Here is a 19,385-nt window from a genome sequence, read left to right as displayed (position 1 = left end):
GCGGCGGGGAACGGACGACCCAAGCATCCGCGTCACAGCAAATATCGACCAGACGGGCGTGGGCTTGAGGGACTGGGCTGGGTGCGTGTTCAGAAAAAACTGGTCAAGGCTGTCAGCGACCCGCCGATATCGCCTTATGCCAATGCTGATTGGAATCCGGAGCGCCTCATGAACCCCCTTGTCTCGTTACGTCGCCATATCGCCAACCTGCCGCTGACACGCAAGTTCGTGCTGCTCTGTGCTTTGATCACGGTCGGTGTGGTCATCCTGTCGGTCGCTGCGGCACGGTTGCAGTATCTCGACCTGGTGGCCGCCCGCAAGGCCAGCGTCAAGACGCAGGTGGACATGGGCTTGTCGGTGCTGGAGCACTATGCCAAGCGCGAGGCCAGTGGCGCGCTGACACACGCCCAGGCCCAGGACCAGGCCAAGGCGGCGCTCGCCGACATGCGCACCAACGGCGGCGTGGACTATTTCTTCGTCGCCGACCCGCAGATGCGCATCGTCATGCATCCCAAGCGCAAGCCCGGGACGGACATGAGCGACTACAAGAGCGATGCCGGCGAATACGTCTATCGCGACATCCAGAAGGCCGTCAGCCAGGGTGATGGCTTCAGCAACTACAGCGCGCCCAAGCCGGGCAGCAAGAAACAGTTGCCCAAGATCAGCTACGCGGCCGCCTTCCCCCAGTGGAACTGGATCGTGGCGATGGGCGTGTATGCCGAGGACATCCAGGCCGAGGCCTGGAAGTTCACCCGCACCCTGACCTTGATCGGCGCCGGTTTGATCGCCATCGTGGTCGGCCTGTGCTGGTTGATCGCCGCGGCCATCGGGACGCCGCTGCGCGCGGCCACGCGTGCCGCCGAGGCCATCGCGGCCGGCCGCTTCGATACCCAGATCAAGGTCGAGTCGCGCGACGAGGCCGGGCAGCTGATGACCAGCATGGGCCAGATGCAGCAGGTGCTGCAGCGCTTCAACGGCGAGATGCAGACCCTGACGCGCCTGCAGCAGGGCGAGGACATCGCCCACCGGATGCCCGAGGACTTCCCGGGTGACTACGGGACCCTGGCCAGTGGCGTGAACCGGGTGCTGTTCGAGCATCTGGACGCGATCATCGAGGCGATGGAGATCATGGGCGAGTACGGCCGCGGTGACCTGCGCCGCGACATGCGCCGCCTGCCCGGGCAGCGCGCCGCGCTGCATGAGGCGCTGGATGCGGTGAAGGGCAACCTGTCGGCGATCAACGGCGACATCGCCCGCCTGGCCGACGCGGCCGCGCGTGGCGACTTCTCGGCGCGTGGCGAACAGGCGCGCTACCAGCATGCCTTCGCCGACATGATCGGCGCGCTCAACCTGCTCATGGAGCAGGCCGATACGGGGCTGTCGGACGTGGGCCGGATCATGGGCGCGATCGCCGATGGTGACCTGTCCCAGCGCGTGGAGGCCCATTACGAAGGTGCGTTCGGCCTGTTGGCCGCGGCCGCCAACCGGACCGCTGAGCAGCTCACCACCATCGTCCAGGGCATCCAGCGCTCGGTCGAACAGATCAACACCGCCGCCGGCGAGATCGCCACCGGCAATGGTGACCTGTCGGTCCGCACCGAACAGCAGGCCGCGAACCTGGAAGAAACCGCCGCGTCCATGGAAGAGCTGACCTCCACGGTCAAGCAGAACGCCGACAGTGCACGCCAGGCCAACCAGCTTGTGCTCGGCGCGGGCGAGGTGGCCCAGACCGGCGGCCAGGTGGTCGAGGACGTGGTGACGACCATGGCGTCGATCAGCGCGGCTTCGGCCCGCATCGGCGACATCATCAGCGTGATCGACGGCATCGCCTTCCAGACCAACATCCTGGCGCTCAACGCGGCGGTGGAAGCCGCGCGCGCCGGCGAGCAGGGCCGCGGCTTCGCCGTGGTGGCCTCCGAGGTACGCTCGCTGGCGCAGCGCTCGGCCGATGCGGCCAAGGAGATCAAGACCCTGATCACCGATTCGGTGCAGGAGGTCGAGCAGGGCTCGGTGCTGGTGGCGCGCGCCGGCAGCACCATGGCCGAGGTGGTGACCTCGGTGAAGCGGGTGACCGACATCATGGCCGAGATCTCCGCGGCCAGCGCCGAACAGAGTTCGGGCATCGAGCAGGTCAGCCGCACGGTCATGCAGCTGGACGAGAGCACCCAGCAGAACGCGGCATTGGTGGAAGAAGCCACCGCCGCGGCGCGCAGCCTGGAAGACCAGGCGGCCGAGCTGAGCCGGGCGGTGGCGGTGTTCCGCTTCGGTGGAACCAAGCCGGGCAAGGGCGCCGTCAAGCGCGCGCCGGCAGGGGCGCCCCCGTCGGCCGCACGCGGACCGCTCGCCATCCCGGCCTGACCCATCGATCGCCGGAGAGGACAAAAAAGCCCGCACCATGTGCGGGCTTTTTCTTTAGTGCATGGCCGTTTGGCCGTCAGTACGGTGGCGGGCGGCGCTGGCGCTGGGCGCGCGCCGCCTCGGTCCACCAGCCCAGGTCATCGGCGAAGCGGGCAAAGCTGCGCTCCAGCGACTGGCCGGCGGCCTCGATGGGCTGGCCCTCGGCGTCCAAGGTCTTGCCGATCGGCCCGACCGTGACCGTGCTGGAGATCACCACCATGCCCATCTCCGACAGCGTGCCGTGCCAGGCCACCGCGGCATGCGCACCGGACAGGCGCCCGGCCGAGTAGCTCACGATGCCGGCCGGGCGCCAGAACCATTCCTCCAGGAAATGGTCGGTGAGGTTCTTCAGGCCCGGCTGCTGGCCCCAGTTGTATTCGCCGGTGACGAACACGAAGCCGTCGGCCTTGCGCAGCTTCTCGGCCAGCGCTTCCATCGCCGGCGGCGCTTCGCCCTTGGGGTATTCCTTGTACATGCGGTCCAGCATCGGCAGGTCGACCGCCTTGGCATCGATCAGCTCGGCCTGGGCACCGCGCGCGTTGAGCGTGCGCACCACGTACTGGGCCAGGCGGATGCCCATGCGATCGCGGCGGTAGGAGCCGTAGAAGACCAGGATGTTGTCGGACATGACGGAAGGTTCCGAAGGCGGGACCGGCATGATCGCCGAATGTCGATGACGATGCCGCCCACGCTGCTGGCGGTGCATGTGCGCTGCGTTGGTTGTCTGGCGGCTGCTCGTGCGGGCGCCTGCGCAATCGGGGAACATGGATTGCGCCGCCATGGCGGCGCGCGTGACAGCCAGGGCATGCGTGGGACCACGCTATCGGCCCTGCAGCCGCGCATGCATCCCTGCCGTCTCCAGGGCCGAACGGAACGTGGCCGCAGACGATCTATCGGGCACCACGGCCGTGCCCCGTCCCATGTCGTTGACGGAGACGCAACATGCCATCGACGCTCGCCTCATCGCGCGATGCCTAGCATGGGAGGCCCGCGCTGGAGTTTGCATCCCATGGCCCACCCCACCGTCGCCCGCATCGTCGTCGACACCCTTGAACAGGCCGGCGTCCAGCACTGCTACGGCATCGTCGGCGACACCCTCAACCACGTCACCGACGCCATCGCCGACAGTGGCATCCAATGGGTGCATGTGCGCCACGAGGAAGCCGGTGCCTTCGCCGCCGGCGCCGAGGCGCTCATCGCCAACCGGCTCACCGCCTGCGCCGGCTCGTGCGGGCCCGGTGGCCTGCACTTCATCAACGGCCTGTTCGAGGCCAACCGCAACCGTGCCCCGGTGGTGCTGATCGCCAGCCAGATCGTCACCGCAGAACTGGGCATGGAGTTTCCGCAGGAAGTGGATTTCGCCGCGGTCTACAAGAGCTGCAGTGTGTTCTGCGAGCAGGTGCACAGCGCCGAGCAGGCTCATCGCGTGGTCGCGCTGGCCTGCCAGGCGGCGATCAGCCGGCGCGGCGTGGCGGTGGTGATCCTGCCGTCGGACATCTCCACGATGGAGGTCAAGCATGACGTGCCGTTCGGCGTGCACTTCACCGCACCGGTGCTGCGCCCGTCCGACGCCGAGCTGCAGCTGCTGGCCGACAAACTCAATGCCGGTGGCAAGGTGGCCATCTATGCCGGCGCCGGCTGCGAGACGGCTCACCCCTGGCTGCTGCAAGTGGCCGAGACGCTCAAGGCGCCCATCGCCCACACCTCGCGCGGCAAGGATTTCGTCGAGCACGACAACCCCTTCAACATGGGCATGACCGGCATCTTCGGCGTGGAGAGCGGCTACCACGCGCTGATGTCCTGCGACACGCTGCTGTTGTTGGGCGCGGACTTCGCCTGGGCGCAGTACTACCCGGACAAGGCCACCTTGCTGCAGGTCGATCGGGATGGCTCGCACCTGGGGCGCCGGCATCCGGTGGACTTGGGCCTGGTCGGCGACATCGCCCCGACCCTGCAGGCGCTGCTGCCGCTGCTGACCCCACGCAGCGACCGCGCCTATCTGGACGAATGCCTCGAGCATCGCAAGGCGGCGCTGGACACCCTGGCCGAGGAAGAGCAGCCGGGCGAAGGCGAGCTGATCCATCCCCAGCACCTGACCGCGCTGATCGATCGCCACGCCACCGACGATGCCTTGTTCACGGCCGATGGCGGCTCACCGATGGTGTGGCTGCTGCGCCATATCCGCGGCAACGGCCGGCGCCGCACGCTGACCAGCCTGCTGCACGGCACGATGGCCAACGCCATGCCGCAGGCGCTCGGCCTGCAGAAGGCCTTCCCCGGGCGGCAGGTGATCTCGCTGTCGGGTGATGGCGGCCTGGCCATGTTGCTGGGCGATCTGCTGACCGCCGTGCAGGAGCAACTGCCGATCAAGGTGATCGTCTACAACAACAGTTCGCTGAACTTCGTCGAGCTCGAGCAGAAGGTCGAGGGTCTGCTGGACAACTACACCGACCTGAGGAACCCGGATTTCGGCCGCCTTGCCGAGGTGATCGGGTTCTACGGCCGCACCGTCACCCGCAGCGAAGACCTGGAGCAGGCCGTGCGCGACGTCCTGGCCCATCCCGGGCCGGCGCTGCTGGACGTGCACACCAGCCCGACCGAACTGGTGATGCCGCCCAAGGTGGAGTTCGCCCAGGTCGCTGGCACCGCGCTGTACGGCGCCAAGGCCGTGCTGAAGGGGCGCGGGCAGGAGGTCAAGTCGCTGCTGAAGGACAATTTCGTCGACCGGCTTAAGTCGCGCAGGTCGCGCAAGTCCGACGACTAGCGCAATGCCACCGGCGCGCCCGCCAGGCGCGCCGGGGTAGGTCTCGACGGTGGCTCTACTGGCCTGGCGCCTTGGTCCGTGCCTGACCGGGCCGGGCCACCGCATACATCTCCCAAGCGATCTTCTTCAACAGCGCGCTGTCGTCGTCGCCCTGCTTGTACAGATCAAAGTGTGTGCGATCGGGCAGGAAGCGGAAGTCGCTCTTCGCGCCCAGCTTGTCCAGCACCGCCTTGAAGCGGTGCGCCGCCCCGTCCAGATAGAACGTATCGGCCGTGCCTACGATCAGGTGGATCTTGCCATCCAGGTCAGGCTTGAGCTGCGGCCAGTGCGCGGCCACGCGCGCGGCGATGTCGTAGTGCGCATGCCAATAGGCCACGACCTTGGGATCGACCTTGCCGGTGTCGCGGTCGAACATCGGCAGCGGCGCGCCATCCTGCCCGCGCGGGGAGAACACCCAGTCGAACGAACCCATTTGCCCACCGTACGGGCCGAGCACGCGTTCGAGCCGGGCGAAGGTCTCCATGTTGGCGATGACCTTGCCGTGGTCGCGGATCAGCGGCACCGGGCTGCCGTCGGCGCGCGTGTACAGGTTGGCGTCGGGCGCGTACAGGTCCACGCCGGTGAAGTCGTGGAAGTCGCTGGGGTCCGGCGAGGTCGACCAGGTGCCACCGAAGATCTTCGGGTAGCGGGTCTGCAGCCACAGCGTGGCCCAGCCGCCGGAGGAGTGGCCGTTGAGGAAGCGTCCACTGGGCTTGGCGTCCATGCGGTACTCACGCTCCAGCGCGGGGATGACCTCCTCGGTCAGCGCCGTGCCCCACGGGCCGTTGTTCACCGAGTCGGCGAACTCATGGGTGCCGGTCGGCGTGGACTCGTCCAGGAACACCCAGATCATCTTCGGCATCTGCCCGCTGGCCATGGCCTGCCACACCGTGGCGATGTTGCCGGCCAGACGGTCGTAGTTGCCGGTGAAGCCGTGGGTGAAATACACCGTGGGGTAGCGCGTGGCCGCCTTGGCGTCATAGCCGGGCGGGACCAGCACCCGCGCGCGCACCTGGATCGGCCGGCCCCAGAACGCGCTCAGCGCCGGGCTGACCATGGAGGCGTCGTGGGTCTGCGCCTTGGCCTGCGGCAGCGCATCGCGCACCGCTTGCGGAGCACGGGAGGACAGCCTCCATGGGTCATCGTGCACCGGCAGGCGCTTGACCAGCGACAGGTTCGGCAGCGCCTTGCCCGCCGCCAACGGGCCTTCGGCCACCGCGCTGACCAGGTCGCCACCGTCGCGGCCCAGGTAGTTGTAGCTGTGATCGGGGTCCAGCACCGCCTGGAACACATAGTCGCCGGCCGGCAGCGTCGAGAAGCCTGACGGAAAGGCCACATCGTCCAGGTCGACCATCACGCTGGCGCCGGGCGTGAGCCCGCTCACCTCGCGCCCGGCCACGGCCACGGCGGTCGGATCGAACGGGTTGGTGTCCACCTCCTCGACCTTGCCGTCCTTGGCCTCGGCCCGGGCGGCCTGAGCCTGGGCGGCGAAGACCAGCAGGCGCCCGGAGACAGGCTGGTCGCTGGCCCCATCCAACGTGACGCGGATGAAGTGGTGGGGCGGCGTCGCATTCTGCGCCGGCGAGGACAGCGCGAAGGTATACAGGCCGAGGGCCAGCGCGGCGGCGGGTGCGACACGTTGCAGCAACATGGATATCCCCGAAGTCGATGACGAAGTTCAAGTGTATGCGTCCGACGACGCAGGCCGTCCGGCGCAGGGCCATGCGGCGCGCGTGACACGGCTCGCCGCTTGCTTTGGGCCGCGACATCAGGCCTGCTAATGGGTTGGAGCACGCCAGGTACGGGCGGAGGCCCGGTCTGGTCCGGGCTCGTGGCCTGGTCGTGCAATCTCACGATCGATCGGCCATGGAGCCATTGCATGTTTGGATATCGCTATGTCAAGGCCAGCCCCAGCACCTATGTGCTGCAGTACAAGAATGGCAAGCCCGTCAGGCAGGGCACGGGCCTGACCTTCTGGTACTTCGCCCCCAGCACCACGCTGGTCTCGATTCCACTGGAAAGCGTCGACGCTCCCTTCATGTTCCGCGAGGTCAGCAGCGACTTTCAGGAAGTGACCGTGCAAGGCCAAGTGACCTACCGCGTGGCCGAGCCCCTGACGCTGGCCGGGCTGATGAACTTCACGCTCAAGCCCAACGGTGACTTCGCAGCGGAGGATCCAACCAAACTGCCGCAGCGCGTGGTCAACGCGGTTCAGGTGCAGCTGCGCTCAGTGCTGCAGGGACAGCCGTTGCAGGAACTGCTGCGCAACGCCGAGCCGTTGGTGCAGGTCGTCCGTCAGGGCCTGCAACGAGCCGATGGCCTGCCCAGCCTCGGTCTTGAATTGGTGAACCTGTCGATTCTGGCGATCAAGCCCAATCCGGAGACCGCGCGAGCCCTCGAAGCGCAGGTGCGTGAGCAGATCCTCAAGCAAGCCGACGATGCGACCTACCTGCGCCGCAATGCGGCCATCGAGCAGGAGCGCGCTGTAAAGGAGAACGAACTCAATACGGAGATTGCGGTGGAGGCCAAGAAGCGCCAGATCCGGGAGGCGCAGCTGGAGGCCGAGCGATCGGTACTGGCCAAGCGTCAGGCGATCCAGGACGAGGAGATGGCCGGCCGCACCGCGCTGGAGGAAAAGAACAAGCTTCTGACGGCGCTACGCGCGGCCAACGCTCAGACCCAGGCCGATGCCAGTGCCTACGCCGTCGCCGCGACGGTCAGGGCGGTGCAGGGTGTTGATGCGAAGATACTGCAGGCGCTGATGGTGGGACAGGCCGATCCGGGCACGCTGATCGCGCAGGCATTCCAGAGTCTGGCGGAAAATGCGTCTCGCATTGGCGAACTCAATATTTCCCCGGACCTGTTGCAGCAGCTCACCCAGCAGCGTCAGCGTCCGGCCAAGGACTGATCGATGGACGCGCTCAACCGGCGCATCGTGCTGGTCACCCGGAAAACCCGGCTGGAAGATCTGGTGACGCGCTTCAACACGCTGGACCAGGCGCGTTTTTACGTCGAGCACCTTGGCGCGGATTTTGCCGATTACGAGCTTGAGCAGCGTCTATACCAGCAAGCGGTCTCCGTGGCCGAGGCGACGCTGTCACGCTTCGGTCGCGTGCATCGCCTGGATCGCGGCTTTCTGCCCAATTACTTGTTCGCGCCCGATGCGCTGGTCGTTGTGCTCGGTCAGGATGGTCTGGTCGCCAACACCCTCAAGTATCTGCGGGATGGCCAACCAGTCGTGGGGGTCAATCCCGATCCAGCGCGTTGGGATGGCGTGTTGTTGCCTTTTCGTGTGCAGGACCTGGCGCACGTCGCGCCTTTGGCGCTGTCCGGAAGGCACAACGAAAAGCGCGTCACCATGGCGCGGGCGGTGTTGAACGATGGCCAGGAACTCCATGCGGTCAACGATCTGTTCATCGGGCCGCGCACGCATGTCTCGGCGCGTTATCTGATCGAACAGGACCAACGCAGCGAACAGCAATCGTCCAGCGGCGTGATCGTTTCGACCGGTCTGGGTTCGACAGGCTGGTTTCAGAGCTTGCTGGCCGGTGCGGCGGCGGTGGCCGGGCATGGGCTGGAGCAAGACGCGGAAGCGATGCGTGGTCGCGGGTTCGCGTGGGATGCGGGTTTTTTGCAGTACACCGTGCGCGAACCGTTTCCCAGCCGGACAACGCAGGTCGCCATGGCCTTCGGTACGGTGACTCGGGACACGCCGCTCAGCGTGGTGTCGCAGATGCCCGGCTACGGGGTCATCTTCAGCGACGGCGTTGAAGCGGATTTTCTCGAATTCAATGCCGGCATGACCGCCGTCATCAGCCTGGCCGAGCGCGAGGGCAGGCTCGTGGTCTGAGCCGTTGCCCCCGCACTGCGTTGGACGGTGCCGAGGATCAGGCTACGGGCTCTGGTAGACCACCTCGTCGATGGCGAAATCCACATCGCTCGCCGGTGCATCGGAGACCAGCATGAAGGGCTGGCGCACCGACTTGAGGTCAAGGTCGTAGAAGGCGCTGAAGGGGATGGTGACCTGGTGCCACTGCCCGTCGCGGACCAGACCGTGGTTATTGCCGCCGTTGACGAAGTCCACCCAGCTGTCGCCGAAGGAGGTGTTGATGCCGATCTTGAAGGTCGAGGTGGTGGTGGTCTTCATCTGGAACTTCAGCGACCCGCCGGCGTAATTGGCGAAGTTGTGATAGCCGGTGGCGATGCCCAGGCCGTACCAGTTGCCGGCCGCCGCGTGGTAGCCCATGACCTGACTGCCGGCGTAGGGCGCACTGCCGTTGGCGCTCAGGTTGTTCCAGAGGTACAGGTTCGCGTCGTTGCTGTAATCCAGCTGCCCCGCGAGTCCGGCCTGCTCTGAGAACAGCCCGAAGGTGCCGGCCGGCGCGGCGTGGTCGGCGCCGACGTACAGCTCGGCGCCAGGGGTGTCCTGGTAGAGGCGGATGTAGTCCACCTCCATCTGGCCGGGGATCGGCGCGGTGATGCCGGCCACGTCATGAATGCCCGGATAGTTGCCACCCACGGCCAGGTTGAGCAGCAGGAACTGCTGCTGGTGGAACTCCTGCAGCGAGGCGCCTTCGATGTCCGAGATCGCAAACTCGAAGTATTGCTGTCCGTCGATGGACATGCGGATGTAGTTGGCGTCCCAGGTCAGTCGATAGGTGTGGAAGTCGTTCTGCAGGTCCACCGGGCTGTTGTAGTCGCTGCCATAGTCGGCCTGGGAGCCGTTGTAGTCCCAGTGCACGGCCGCGCCGATGCGGCGGTTGGCCATGCCGTCGGCGATGGCCTGGGCCGAACCGGCCTCCAGCATGTCGATCTCCCCGCGCGCCGGCCACACGCCGATGGCGCCCAGCATCCAGTACGCCGGCCACAGGCCGTTGCCGACCTCGGGCGTCTTGATGCGGGCCTCCAGCGTGCCGTACTTGAAGTGCATGCGGCCCTCGGTCTTCAGCCGCGCCGAGGTGAAGGGCATGCCGCCGAAGTCCTCGCGCCGCGCCTCGATGATCAGGTGGCCGTTCTCGATGCGGGCGTTCTCGGGGCGGCTGGTGTAGTACTCCAGCTCGGCATTGCCCCAGCCGCAGTTGCCGATCTGGCAGCCGGTGCCGACGTCGTATTGCCACTTGTCGCCGTCGATGCTCGGGCCGTCGAAGTTGTCCTGCCAGACCAAAGTCTGGGCGTGGGTGGCGGGGGCCAGGGTCGCCAGGCCGGTGCCGAGAAGCGCGGCGACGGTCAGGGCCAGGGGGGAACGGATCTGCATGGGAAGCTCCTGTCGGGTGGTGGTGGTCCGTGGGGCCGGCCGCACCCTCGGCACCCATGACAGCGCTGTCAAACGCCGCGCGCGCCGACATCGCGTTTGGAGGGGTCCGTCACAGGTGCATGTTCAACCCAGATGAAATCCGTCGCCGCCCACGTCGATACGTGTTGCGGCACAGCAGGGTCGTGCGCCGACAACTGACTGATCGGAAAACGGTTTCCGTGCGCGCCCTGGACTGCGCCGGTTTGGTCATCGCGACGTGCGCCTCTCTGCATGCAGCGCGATGCGTGCAGACACAGCGCGCGAGGCGCTCAACTTCCTGAGCGCGTGCTTTATCGGGGACCGTCATGCCCTGCTGCAGAAGCGCCACAGTGGGTTAGCGTGTGCGGCCCGGCCGACGCGCGCCGGCTGCCCCCACTGACAAGGAACTTCTTTGCGATCCCGACTTCGCCCCGACGTGCTGGACGCCTGGTGGCGCGGCGCCGTCGTCTACCAGGTCTATCCGCGCAGCTTTTCCGACAGCAATGGCGATGGCGTGGGCGACCTGCCCGGCATCACCGCGCACCTGGAGCACATCGCCGAGTTGGGCTGCGACGCGGTGTGGATTTCGCCGTTCTTCCAGTCGCCGATGCGCGATTTTGGCTACGACATTTCCGACTACCGGGCGGTGGATCCGCTGTTCGGCACGCTGGAGGATTTCGACGCCCTGGTTGATCGCGCCCATGCGCTGGACCTGCGGGTGCTGATCGACCAGGTGATCTCGCACACCTCCGACCTGCATCCCTGGTTCACCGAGAGCCGCAGCAGCCGCGACAACCCCAAGGCCGACTGGTACGTGTGGGCCGATCCTGCCCCGGACGGTGGCCCGCCCAACAACTGGCTGGCGATGTTCGGCGGCGGTGCCTGGCAGTGGGAGTCGCGGCGCCAGCAGTATTACTTCCACGGCTTCCTCACCAGCCAGCCGGACCTGAACTTCCACAGCCCGCAGGTGCAGGCCGCGGTGTTGGAGGAAGTGCGGTTCTGGTGCGAGCGCGGGGTGGACGGGTTCCGCTTCGACGCCTGCAACAACTTCTTCCACGACGCCACGCTGACCGACAACCCGCCCTCCACACCTGCCCAGCGCGCGGCCACCAGCACGGTCAAGCGCGACAATCCCTTCAGCCTGCAGTGGCACGTGCACGACAAGAGCCGGCCGGAGAACCTGCCGTTCCTGGAGCGCCTGCGCGGGCTGCTGGATGAGTACGGCGCGGCCAGCGTGGGCGAGATCGGCGATGAGAACGCGCCGCCGCTGATGGCCGACTACACCGCGGCCGGCAAGCGTCTGCACATGGCCTACAGTTTCCAGCTGCTGCAGGGCGATGGCTCGGCCGCGCGCATCCGCCACGAGGTGGAGTCGCTGGAGCGCGAACTGGCCCGCACCGGCGGCTGGGGCTGCTGGGCGCTGTCCAACCACGACGTCATGCGCGTGGCCTCGCGCTGGGCGCCGGAGGGCGTGGTCGACGACAACTTCAGCCGCCTGCTGATGACCCTGCTGGTGTGCCTGCGCGGCAGCGTGTGCCTGTACCAGGGTGAGGAACTAGGCCTGCCGGAGGTGGAGGTGCCGTTCGAGCGGCTGCAGGACCCTTACGGCATCGCCTTCTGGCCCGAGTTCAAGGGCCGCGACGGCTGTCGCACGCCGATGCCTTGGATCGCCGATGCGGTGCAGTGCGGCTTCACCGTCAACATCCCCTGGCTGCCGCTGAGTGGCTCGCATGCCGAACGCGCGGTGGATCGCCAGCGGGACGATCCCTACAGCACGCTCAACCACACCAAGCGCCTGCTGGCCTGGCGCCGGGCCGAGCCACGCCTGCGCGTGGACGACATCCGTTTCCACGACGCGCCCGACGGGGTGCTGTTGTTCGAACGCGGCGCCCTGCCGCACAGCCCGACCGAGCGCGCGCCCGGCAGCCTGGTGGTGATGATCAATCTCACCGGGCAGCCGGTGGTGATCCCGCGCCCGGCGCTGCTAGAGGGCGCAGTGCCGATCATTGGCGCCACGGTCGACCCGACGCGCTGCGTGGACGACAGCCAGGCGCCGGATGCGGACTGGGTGCTGGGCCCGTGGAGCGCGGCGATGGGCGAACTGCCGGTCTGAGGGTCGGCCGCAACGGGCCGGGATGCTGCATCGCAAGACCGAGGTGGCGCACCGAGCGGCTAGGCTGGCAGGGTTTGACCTGATCGAGTCCAATGCCGATGAAGCCTTCCTGCCTCGCCTGCCTGCTACTGGCGGTGTCCCTGAGCGGTGCCGCCGCTGCCCAGCAAGCGCCCGCGCCCGATTACCTGCATGCCCAAGGCACGCGCATCGTCGATGGCCAAGGCCGTGACGTGCTGCTGCGCGGGTTCGGCCTGGGGGGCTGGATGCTGCAGGAAGGCTACATGCTGGAGCTGCCCCAGTTCGGGACCCAGCGGGTGATCCGCGCCAACATCAAGCAGTTGATCGGCGAGGCGAAGACCGAGGCGTTCTACACCGCCTGGCTGGACCACCACACCACCAAGGCCGACATCGATGCGCTGGGCGCCTGGGGGTTCAATTCCGTGCGCCTGCCGATGCATTACGCGCTGTATACGCTGCCGGTGGAGGACGAGCCGGTGCCGGGTCGGCAGACCTGGATCAAGGACGGCTTCGCGCGCACCGATGCGCTGATCGGCTGGGCCAAGGCCAACGACATGCGGGTGATCCTGGACATGCATGCCGCACCGGGCGGGCAGGGCAACGACGTCAATATCGCCGATCGCGATCCCTCCCGGCCCTCGCTGTGGGACGACCCGGCCGCGCAGGACAAGCTGGTCGCCCTGTGGGTGGAACTGGCCAAGCGCTACCGCGACGAGCCGGCCGTGGCCGCCTACGACCTGCTCAATGAGCCCAACTGGGGCTTCGCCGACGCCGGTGACCTGCATGGTTGCCAGGAAGCAGACAATGCCCCGCTGCGCGCGCTGCTGGTGCGCATCACCCGGGCCATCCGCCAGGTCGACCCGCACCACATGCTCGTGATCGAGGGCAATTGCTGGGGCAACAACTATCGCGGCATGCTCGAAGACGGCCTGTGGGACGACAACCTGGTCCTGAGCTTCCACAAGTACTGGAATCCGGCCACGCGCCAGAGCATCGCCGACATCCTGGCCTTGCGCGACCGCTACCAGGTGCCGCTATGGCTGGGCGAAACCGGCGAGAACTCCAATGACTGGTACACGCGCACGGTGGCGCTGGCCGAAGGCGAGGGCATCGGCTGGAGCTGGTGGCCGCTGAAGAAGATCCGCTACAACAATCCGCTGCAGGTGGTGCCCAATCCCGGGTATCGCGCGCTGTTGGCCTACTGGCATGGCGAGGGGCCAAAGCCTTCGCCCGAGCAGGCCGAAGCGGCGCTGATGCAGTTGGCGACCCACGATGTGGCGTTCGCCCACAACCTGCAGCACCCGGATGTGGTCGATGCCTTGTTGCGCGCCCCGCATTCGGATCGCGCGATGCCGTTCAAGCAGCACCTGATCGGTGCCAATGGCGGGCGCATGGCGGCGGTGGACTTCGACCTGGGGCCCGATGGCGTGGCCTACCACGATCTGACGGCGGCCAATGAGTCCACCAAGGCCGGCGGGGTGACCTGGAACCCGGCCATGGCCTATCGCAACGATGGCGTGGACCTGTCACGCGATCCGGATGGGCGACTGTGGGTGGCGCAGCTGCAGCGCGGCGAATGGGTGCGGTACACCTTCCAGGTCGCGCGTGGCGGACGCTACGACCTGGCGTTGGAAACGCGAGGCGCGGGTGCAGCCCAGGCGACGGTGCTGCTCAATGGTGATCCGGTGGATGCCACCTCGGCCGGCTTTGCGGCGCTGGCCCTGCAACCGGGCACCAACACCCTGGTGCTGCGCGCCGATGCGGCGCCGTTCGATCTGGGGGCACTGCGCTTCACGCCGGCACGCTGAGCCGCATGCGCCGCCTGGCCTGACCGAGCGTGCGTCCGCCAGCCTGCTGGTGATCCCGCCGACGGCACAGCGTGTCGGGCGTGCGCTCGGCTCAGCGCGCAGGCACCCCGTCGCGCCACTGCGGCCAGTGGTCGACGATGTGGTCGACCACGCGCGCGCCGACCGTTTCGATGTTGTGCACGGTCTCGGGGAAGCCGCCCGCGGTTTGCCCCGGCGCCGGGTCCAGGTGCTGCAGCGTGGTTTCGTGCGGATTGCCCTGGTCGAAGTTGACCGCTCCACGCAGGCTCAATACGCGGTCGGTGCCGTGGGTGCGCTGGATGACCAGGGTCACCGCCGTGGCCTCCATCTCTGTGATGACGTAGTCGTCGGCGCCGTACAGCTTGGCGATGTCCTGGGCCTGCTTGGACAGCCCCGGGCCATGGAAGAAGGTATCGCCGGTCACATGGGTGCCGGTGCCGACGAAGGGCGCGCGTCGCGCGGCCACCTCTGGATAGCGCAGGCGATAGGCGCGCGCGGCGGCGGAGTCCTGCAGCGGCACGTCCTGCGATAGCTGCATCGCCCAGGCCACCAGCGCCGGATTGAGCCGGAACACGCGATAGGCCTCATAGCCCTTGCGTGGCATGAAGGTCGGCGCGCCGGGGGTGTTCTCCTCCGGCGCCCAGCGATGGCCCAGGTCGTAGTCCACCAGCCAGGTGGCCCAGTTGACCTCGCCGATGGTGCCGCGCTGCGGCGGGGTGCCGCCCACGCCGGAGAGCAGGTAATAGCTGTGCGAGAAGTCGAAGGCCGGATCGAGCAGGATGGCCTGCATGGAAGCCGAGCTGTTGACCTTGCCCATGCCCAGCACCGCGCCGCAGACCCCATCGGCGTTGCAATACACCGGGTGCAGGGCGCCGCGCACCGCGATGGGCGTGGCGTCCTGCCAGTAGCGCTCGTACCAGTGCTGGAATTCGCCAGCGCGATCGCCCGTGTTGGCGCCGATCTCGAACATCGCCGCGACAAACACCTTCACCTGGATCGGTGCACGGGCGGTGGGCGCGGTGGCGCAGCCGGCGAGCAGGCAGGCACACAGCAAGGCCAGGAAACGGGGACGAAACAGGGAGGGCATGGCCGGGCTCGGGCGCAAACCCCGCAGTGTAGGGCCGGGATGGTCCTGCGCCGCTGCGCTCAAGTCCCGCCGCGGCGGCGCGAGGTCGGGCGCGGCTGCAGCGCGTCCAGGGCTTCGCTGTTGCTCCGCGCCCAGTCGTAGATCAGTTCGATCGGCTCGACCAGGCGCGTGCCCAGCGGCGTCAGCGCGTACTCCACCGCCGGCGGCACGGTGGGATGCACGGTGCGGGTGACGATGCCGGCGTGCTCCATCTCGCGCAGGGTCTGGGTCAGCATCTTCTGCGAGATCGCCGGCAGGCTGCGGTGCAGGGCCGCGCTGCGCGCGCAGCCATCGTGGCGTGCCCACAGCGTGTGCAGGACCATCGAGGTCCACTTGGTGCTGAACAGTTCCAGCACGCGGCGTGGCGCGCAGTCCTCGCGCCACTGTTCTTCAGGACTGCCGGGTTTCATGAGGGGGTGACCATTTGGTGCCTTCTTCCACACGCGGGCGTGCCTGCCTAAGGTACCCGCCCTGACGTAGAGCATAAGGAGCAGCGTGTGACCCAACGTGCATTGGTGGTCGGTGCGACCGGCATCATCGGCAGCACCCTGACCCGGACCTTGCTGGAGGCCGGCTGGGGCGTGCACGGCCTGGCCCGGCGCCCGCAGGCGCTGGTGGCCGGCGTGCAGCCCATCTCGGCCGACCTGACCGACGCGGCCGCCACGCGCGTGGCGCTGGCGGACCTGGCGCCCAGCCATGTGTTCATCACCACCTGGTCGCGGCAGGCCAACGAGGCCGAGAACATCCGCGTCAACAGCGCCATGGTGCGGCACCTGCTCGACGCGCTGGGGCCGCAAGGCAGCCTGCGCCATGTCGCCCTGGTGACCGGGCTCAAGCATTACCTGGGGCCGTTCGAGGCCTATGCGCAGGGCCGCATGCCGGCCACGCCGTTCCGCGAGGAACAGCCGCGCCTGGACGTGGAGAACTTCTACTACGCGCAGGAAGACGAGGTCTTCGCCGCCGCCGCGCGCGATGGCTTCCACTGGAGCGTGCACCGGCCACACACCGTGATCGGCATGGCGGTGGGCAATGCGATGAACATGGGCACCACGCTGGCGGTGTATGCCTCCCTGTGCAAGGCCAGCGGCCGGCCGTTCTACTTCCCCGGCTCGGCCGCGCAGTGGAACGGGCTGACCGACATGACCGATGCGCGCCAGCTGGCCCGCCAGCTGCTGTGGGCCACCCAGACCCCGGCCGCGGCCGACCAGGCCTTCAACATCGTCAATGGCGATGTGTTCCGCTGGAGCTGGATGTGGTCGCGCATCGCGCAGTGGTTCGAGCTCGAGCCGGCCCCGTTCGACGGGCAGGTCAGGCCGCTGGAGCAGCAGATGGCCGATGACGCGCCGCGCTGGGCCGAGCTGGCCGCCGCCCACGACCTGGCCGAGGCCGACATCACCCGACTGGTCTCACCCTGGCATACCGATGCCGACCTGGGCCGGCCACTGGAAGTGGTGACCGACATGGCCAAGAGCCGACGCCTGGGCTTCCTGGATTACCAGCCCAGCGACGATGCGTTCTTCGATCTGTTCGCCCAGCTGCGTGCCGCGCGCTTGATCCCGTAAAGCTGCGCGCGCCTGCCCTGCCCGGTGGGGACGCCACCAGGCGGGGCAGGCCTGCTCACGCGCCGCGCAGACGCGTGGTCAGTCCCTTGAGGAAGGCGCGCAGCAACTGGTCGCCGCAGGGACGGTAGTTTTTGTGGTCCGGCTGGCGGAACAGCGCCGACAGCTCCGGCTTGGAGACCGGAAAGCCGGCGCTGGCGAACACCGCGTGCATGTCCACGTCCTTGAGCTGGAAGGCCACGCGCAGCTTCTTGAGCACGATGTTGTTGGTGACGCGGGTTTCGACCGGGCGCAGCGGCAGGCTCTCATCGCGACCCCGGCAATGGACGATCAGGCCATCCAGTACGTGCGCCAGCAGCGCGTCGCTGCACGGGGCATAGCCGTCTTCGTCCTCGCGCTTGAGCGCGGCCTGCACGTCGGCGCGGTCCACGGTGAAGGCCGGGTCGGCCAGCTGCGCGATCTCGATCAGGCGCGGTTCGCTCAGGTCGAGCATGTAGCGCACGCTGCGCAGGACATCGTTGGTGATCATGGTGTTGCTCGTGTCGGACGCCGCGTGTGCGGCAATCGGACATGTTACGCGGTCCGGTTGGTCTGCCTGGCCCGGATCAGGTGTGGGAGGATGCGGGCCATGTTCAATCCGCATCCGAAAATTCAACAGATCGCGCTCCCCGGTCGCGCGCCGGTCGTGGTGCTCGACGATGCCCTGCTCGATCCCGAGGGCCTGCGCGCCTACGCGCTGTCGCATCGGGAAGCCTTCAGCCGGCCGGCGCACAATGCCTATCCCGGCCGCGAGCTGCGCATGCCCGATGCGTTCTCCGCGCAGCTGGACGATGCCTTCCGCCTGCACGCGCGCGCCGCGCTGGGCGCGCGCCGCACGCTGGCCATGTACAGCCGGTTGTCGATGGTGACCCTGCGCCCGGATCAGCTGCAGCCAGGTCAGTCGATCTGTCACCAGGACCGGCTTCTGGTACAGGGCGGTGATCGGGTGCGGGGCCACGAACTGGTCGCCGCCTCGGTGCTGTACCTGTTCGACGATCCGCGCCTGGGCGGGACCAGCTTCTTCGCCCCCACGCGTGCGCCGGCCGAGGTGGCCCGGCTGATGGCCGACACCGGTCGTCTGGATCCTGAGGCCTTCGAGCGCCAGTACGGCATCGCGCAGGCGTACATGACCAGATCGAACGCGTATTTCCAGCGACTGGCCACCGTGCCGGCACGTTTCAACCGCTTGATCTTCTACGATGCCAGCGTCTTCCACAGCGGCCATATCGATCATCCCGCGCTGCTGAGCGAGGATCTCGCCCAGGGGCGGCTGACGCTCAATGGCTTTTTCACCTGCAGCCGCGCCGCCCAGTGAGTCGGCGTTGTTGCGCCGCCTGATGGCAGCGCGTGGCCGGTCCGCTAGGCTGCAGGCCTTCCGGACCGCGAGGATGACCGATGCGCAAGCGATGGGTTGGGATGACCGGCGTCTGCCTGGCCTGGGCGCTGCTGACGACCGTGCCGATCGCACGCGCGGCGTCTGAGTCGTTCGCCTGGCCGGAGGGCAAGCGCGCCGCAGTCAGCCTGGCCTACGACGATGCGCTGGATTCGCAGTTGGACCATGCCATCCCCGCGCTGGACCGGTATGGCTTCAAGGGCAGCTTCTACCTGCAGCTCTCGCGCGAGCCGGTCCTCAAGCGCCTGCCGGAATGGCGGGCGGCGGCGGCCGAAGGCCACGAGCTGGGCAACCACACCCTGTTCCACCAGTGCCAGGCCTCGCTGCCGGACCGCGGCTGGGTCGAGCCGCAGCGCAACCTGGACACCACCACCAAGGCACAGATGGCCGATCAGGTGGTGCTGGCCAACACCATGCTTCATGCCATCGACGGCAAGACCCGGCGCACGCTGACCGTGCCCTGCGGTGATCACCAGGCACGCGATGGCGATTACCTGCCGCTGGTGCGCGACCAGTTCGTCGGCATCAAGGTCGGGGAGGGAGGGGTGATTCCCGACATGGACACGCTGGATCCGCTGGCAGTGCCGGTCGAGGCGCCGGTGGGGTTGAGTGGCGCACAGCTGATCGCCCAGGTGGAAGAGGCGGCGCGACGCGGCACGATGATCAACTTCACCTTCCACGGCGTGGGCGGCGATTACCTGACCACCTCCAGCCAGGCACATGCCGAGCTGCTGGCGTACCTGGCCGCGCATCGCGACGTGTACTGGGTGGACACGTTCCTCAACGTGATGACCTACGTGCGCAGCCAGCAGGATCAAGCGGCGAAAGGGGGGCGGTGA

14 protein-coding genes and 1 pseudogene are annotated in these 19,385 nt (G+C 67.7%); 9 read left to right on the top strand and 6 right to left on the bottom strand.

Features of this window, described 5'->3' with window-relative positions; all coding sequences use genetic code 11:
* Window positions 1–168 precede the first annotated feature (168 nt).
* Window positions 169–2,262, top strand: a pseudogene (locus tag PJ250_RS02470) (methyl-accepting chemotaxis protein); the annotation flags it as partial.
* A 172-nt stretch (window positions 2,263–2,434) separates the two neighbouring features.
* On the opposite strand, the gene PJ250_RS02465 reads toward PJ250_RS02470, so the two are convergent.
* Window positions 2,435–3,025 carry an NADPH-dependent FMN reductase gene (locus PJ250_RS02465; protein ID WP_271646982.1) on the bottom strand — a complete coding sequence of 197 codons (591 nt, stop codon included), beginning with the start codon at window positions 3,023–3,025 and terminating at the stop codon, window positions 2,435–2,437.
* A gap of 381 nt (window positions 3,026–3,406) precedes the next feature.
* Here PJ250_RS02465 and PJ250_RS02460 point away from each other — a divergent pair, with 381 nt between their 5' ends.
* Window positions 3,407–5,161 carry a thiamine pyrophosphate-dependent enzyme gene (locus tag PJ250_RS02460; protein WP_271646981.1) on the top strand — a complete coding sequence of 585 codons (1,755 nt, stop codon included), beginning with the start codon at window positions 3,407–3,409 and terminating at the stop codon, window positions 5,159–5,161.
* A gap of 55 nt (window positions 5,162–5,216) precedes the next feature.
* Here the strand turns inward: PJ250_RS02460 and PJ250_RS02455 are convergent, their stop codons facing one another.
* Window positions 5,217–6,851, bottom strand: a complete 1,635-nt coding sequence (locus PJ250_RS02455; protein WP_271646979.1) for an alpha/beta hydrolase — start codon at window positions 6,849–6,851, stop codon at window positions 5,217–5,219.
* A 180-nt stretch (window positions 6,852–7,031) separates the two neighbouring features.
* On the opposite strand from PJ250_RS02455, the gene PJ250_RS02450 reads away from it, so the two are divergent.
* Window positions 7,032–8,108, top strand: coding sequence for an SPFH domain-containing protein (locus tag PJ250_RS02450; protein ID WP_271646978.1), 1,077 nt, complete (start codon window positions 7,032–7,034; stop codon window positions 8,106–8,108).
* A gap of 3 nt (window positions 8,109–8,111) precedes the next feature.
* Complete coding sequence (locus PJ250_RS02445) at window positions 8,112–9,050, top strand: diacylglycerol kinase catalytic domain-containing protein (RefSeq protein WP_271646977.1); 939 nt, start codon at window positions 8,112–8,114, stop codon at window positions 9,048–9,050.
* Between the two features lie 42 nt (window positions 9,051–9,092).
* Here PJ250_RS02445 and PJ250_RS02440 read toward each other — a convergent pair whose 3' ends face one another.
* Window positions 9,093–10,454, bottom strand: coding sequence for a glycoside hydrolase family 16 protein (locus PJ250_RS02440; RefSeq protein ID WP_271646976.1), 1,362 nt, complete (start codon window positions 10,452–10,454; stop codon window positions 9,093–9,095).
* A gap of 454 nt (window positions 10,455–10,908) precedes the next feature.
* On the opposite strand from PJ250_RS02440, the gene PJ250_RS02435 reads away from it, so the two are divergent.
* Together PJ250_RS02435 and PJ250_RS02430 are read left to right on the top strand one after the other, a co-directional pair.
* A complete protein-coding gene (locus tag PJ250_RS02435; RefSeq protein WP_271648493.1) occupies window positions 10,909–12,585 on the top strand; it encodes an alpha-amylase family glycosyl hydrolase in 1,677 nt (558 codons plus the stop codon).
* Window positions 12,586–12,683: 98 nt separating this feature from the next.
* Window positions 12,684–14,411 carry a cellulase family glycosylhydrolase gene (locus tag PJ250_RS02430; RefSeq protein WP_271646975.1) on the top strand — a complete coding sequence of 576 codons (1,728 nt, stop codon included), beginning with the start codon at window positions 12,684–12,686 and terminating at the stop codon, window positions 14,409–14,411.
* A 91-nt stretch (window positions 14,412–14,502) separates the two neighbouring features.
* On the opposite strand, the gene PJ250_RS02425 is transcribed toward PJ250_RS02430, so the two are convergent.
* Together PJ250_RS02425 and PJ250_RS02420 are read right to left on the bottom strand one after the other, a co-directional pair.
* Window positions 14,503–15,516, bottom strand: a complete 1,014-nt coding sequence (locus PJ250_RS02425; protein ID WP_271646974.1) for a purine-nucleoside phosphorylase — start codon at window positions 15,514–15,516, stop codon at window positions 14,503–14,505.
* 59 nt (window positions 15,517–15,575) lie between these two features.
* Window positions 15,576–15,965 carry a winged helix-turn-helix transcriptional regulator gene (locus PJ250_RS02420; RefSeq protein WP_271646973.1) on the bottom strand — a complete coding sequence of 130 codons (390 nt, stop codon included), beginning with the start codon at window positions 15,963–15,965 and terminating at the stop codon, window positions 15,576–15,578.
* An 87-nt stretch (window positions 15,966–16,052) separates the two neighbouring features.
* Between PJ250_RS02420 and PJ250_RS02415 the strand changes: the two genes are divergently transcribed.
* Window positions 16,053–17,117 (top strand): SDR family oxidoreductase, encoded by a 1,065-nt coding sequence (locus tag PJ250_RS02415; RefSeq protein WP_271646972.1) that lies wholly within the window; start codon window positions 16,053–16,055, stop codon window positions 17,115–17,117.
* A 55-nt stretch (window positions 17,118–17,172) separates the two neighbouring features.
* On the opposite strand, the gene PJ250_RS02410 is transcribed toward PJ250_RS02415, so the two are convergent.
* The gene (locus PJ250_RS02410; protein ID WP_271646971.1) at window positions 17,173–17,643 is read right to left on the bottom strand and encodes a YehS family protein; all 471 of its coding nucleotides are present in this window, start codon (window positions 17,641–17,643) and stop codon (window positions 17,173–17,175) included.
* Between the two features lie 99 nt (window positions 17,644–17,742).
* Here PJ250_RS02410 and PJ250_RS02405 point away from each other — a divergent pair, with 99 nt between their 5' ends.
* Window positions 17,743–18,468 (top strand): DUF6445 family protein, encoded by a 726-nt coding sequence (locus tag PJ250_RS02405; protein ID WP_271646970.1) that lies wholly within the window; start codon window positions 17,743–17,745, stop codon window positions 18,466–18,468.
* Between the two features lie 80 nt (window positions 18,469–18,548).
* Complete coding sequence (locus tag PJ250_RS02400) at window positions 18,549–19,385, top strand: polysaccharide deacetylase family protein (RefSeq protein WP_271646968.1); 837 nt, start codon at window positions 18,549–18,551, stop codon at window positions 19,383–19,385.

The organism is Pseudoxanthomonas sp. JBR18 (genome assembly GCF_028198165.1).
In the GTDB taxonomy this organism is placed as follows: Bacteria; Pseudomonadota; Gammaproteobacteria; order Xanthomonadales; family Xanthomonadaceae; genus Pseudoxanthomonas_A.
The sequence above is the reverse complement of the archived record's forward strand: the minus strand, read 5'-3'. Positions and strand labels throughout refer to the sequence as shown.

Coding starts and splice junctions, on each gene's coding strand:
- PJ250_RS02430 (WP_271646975.1), top strand. CDS start 12,684: ATGAAGCCTTCCTGCCTCGCCTGCCTGCTACTGGCGGTGTCCCTGAGC.
- PJ250_RS02405 (WP_271646970.1), top strand. CDS start 17,743: ATGTTCAATCCGCATCCGAAAATTCAACAGATCGCGCTCCCCGGTCGC.
- PJ250_RS02465 (WP_271646982.1), bottom strand. CDS start 3,025: ATGTCCGACAACATCCTGGTCTTCTACGGCTCCTACCGCCGCGATCGC.
- PJ250_RS02400 (WP_271646968.1), top strand. CDS start 18,549: ATGCGCAAGCGATGGGTTGGGATGACCGGCGTCTGCCTGGCCTGGGCG.
- PJ250_RS02440 (WP_271646976.1), bottom strand. CDS start 10,454: ATGCAGATCCGTTCCCCCCTGGCCCTGACCGTCGCCGCGCTTCTCGGC.
- PJ250_RS02425 (WP_271646974.1), bottom strand. CDS start 15,516: ATGCCCTCCCTGTTTCGTCCCCGTTTCCTGGCCTTGCTGTGTGCCTGC.
- PJ250_RS02460 (WP_271646981.1), top strand. CDS start 3,407: ATGGCCCACCCCACCGTCGCCCGCATCGTCGTCGACACCCTTGAACAG.
- PJ250_RS02420 (WP_271646973.1), bottom strand. CDS start 15,965: ATGAAACCCGGCAGTCCTGAAGAACAGTGGCGCGAGGACTGCGCGCCA.
- PJ250_RS02455 (WP_271646979.1), bottom strand. CDS start 6,851: ATGTTGCTGCAACGTGTCGCACCCGCCGCCGCGCTGGCCCTCGGCCTG.
- PJ250_RS02445 (WP_271646977.1), top strand. CDS start 8,112: ATGGACGCGCTCAACCGGCGCATCGTGCTGGTCACCCGGAAAACCCGG.
- PJ250_RS02410 (WP_271646971.1), bottom strand. CDS start 17,643: ATGATCACCAACGATGTCCTGCGCAGCGTGCGCTACATGCTCGACCTG.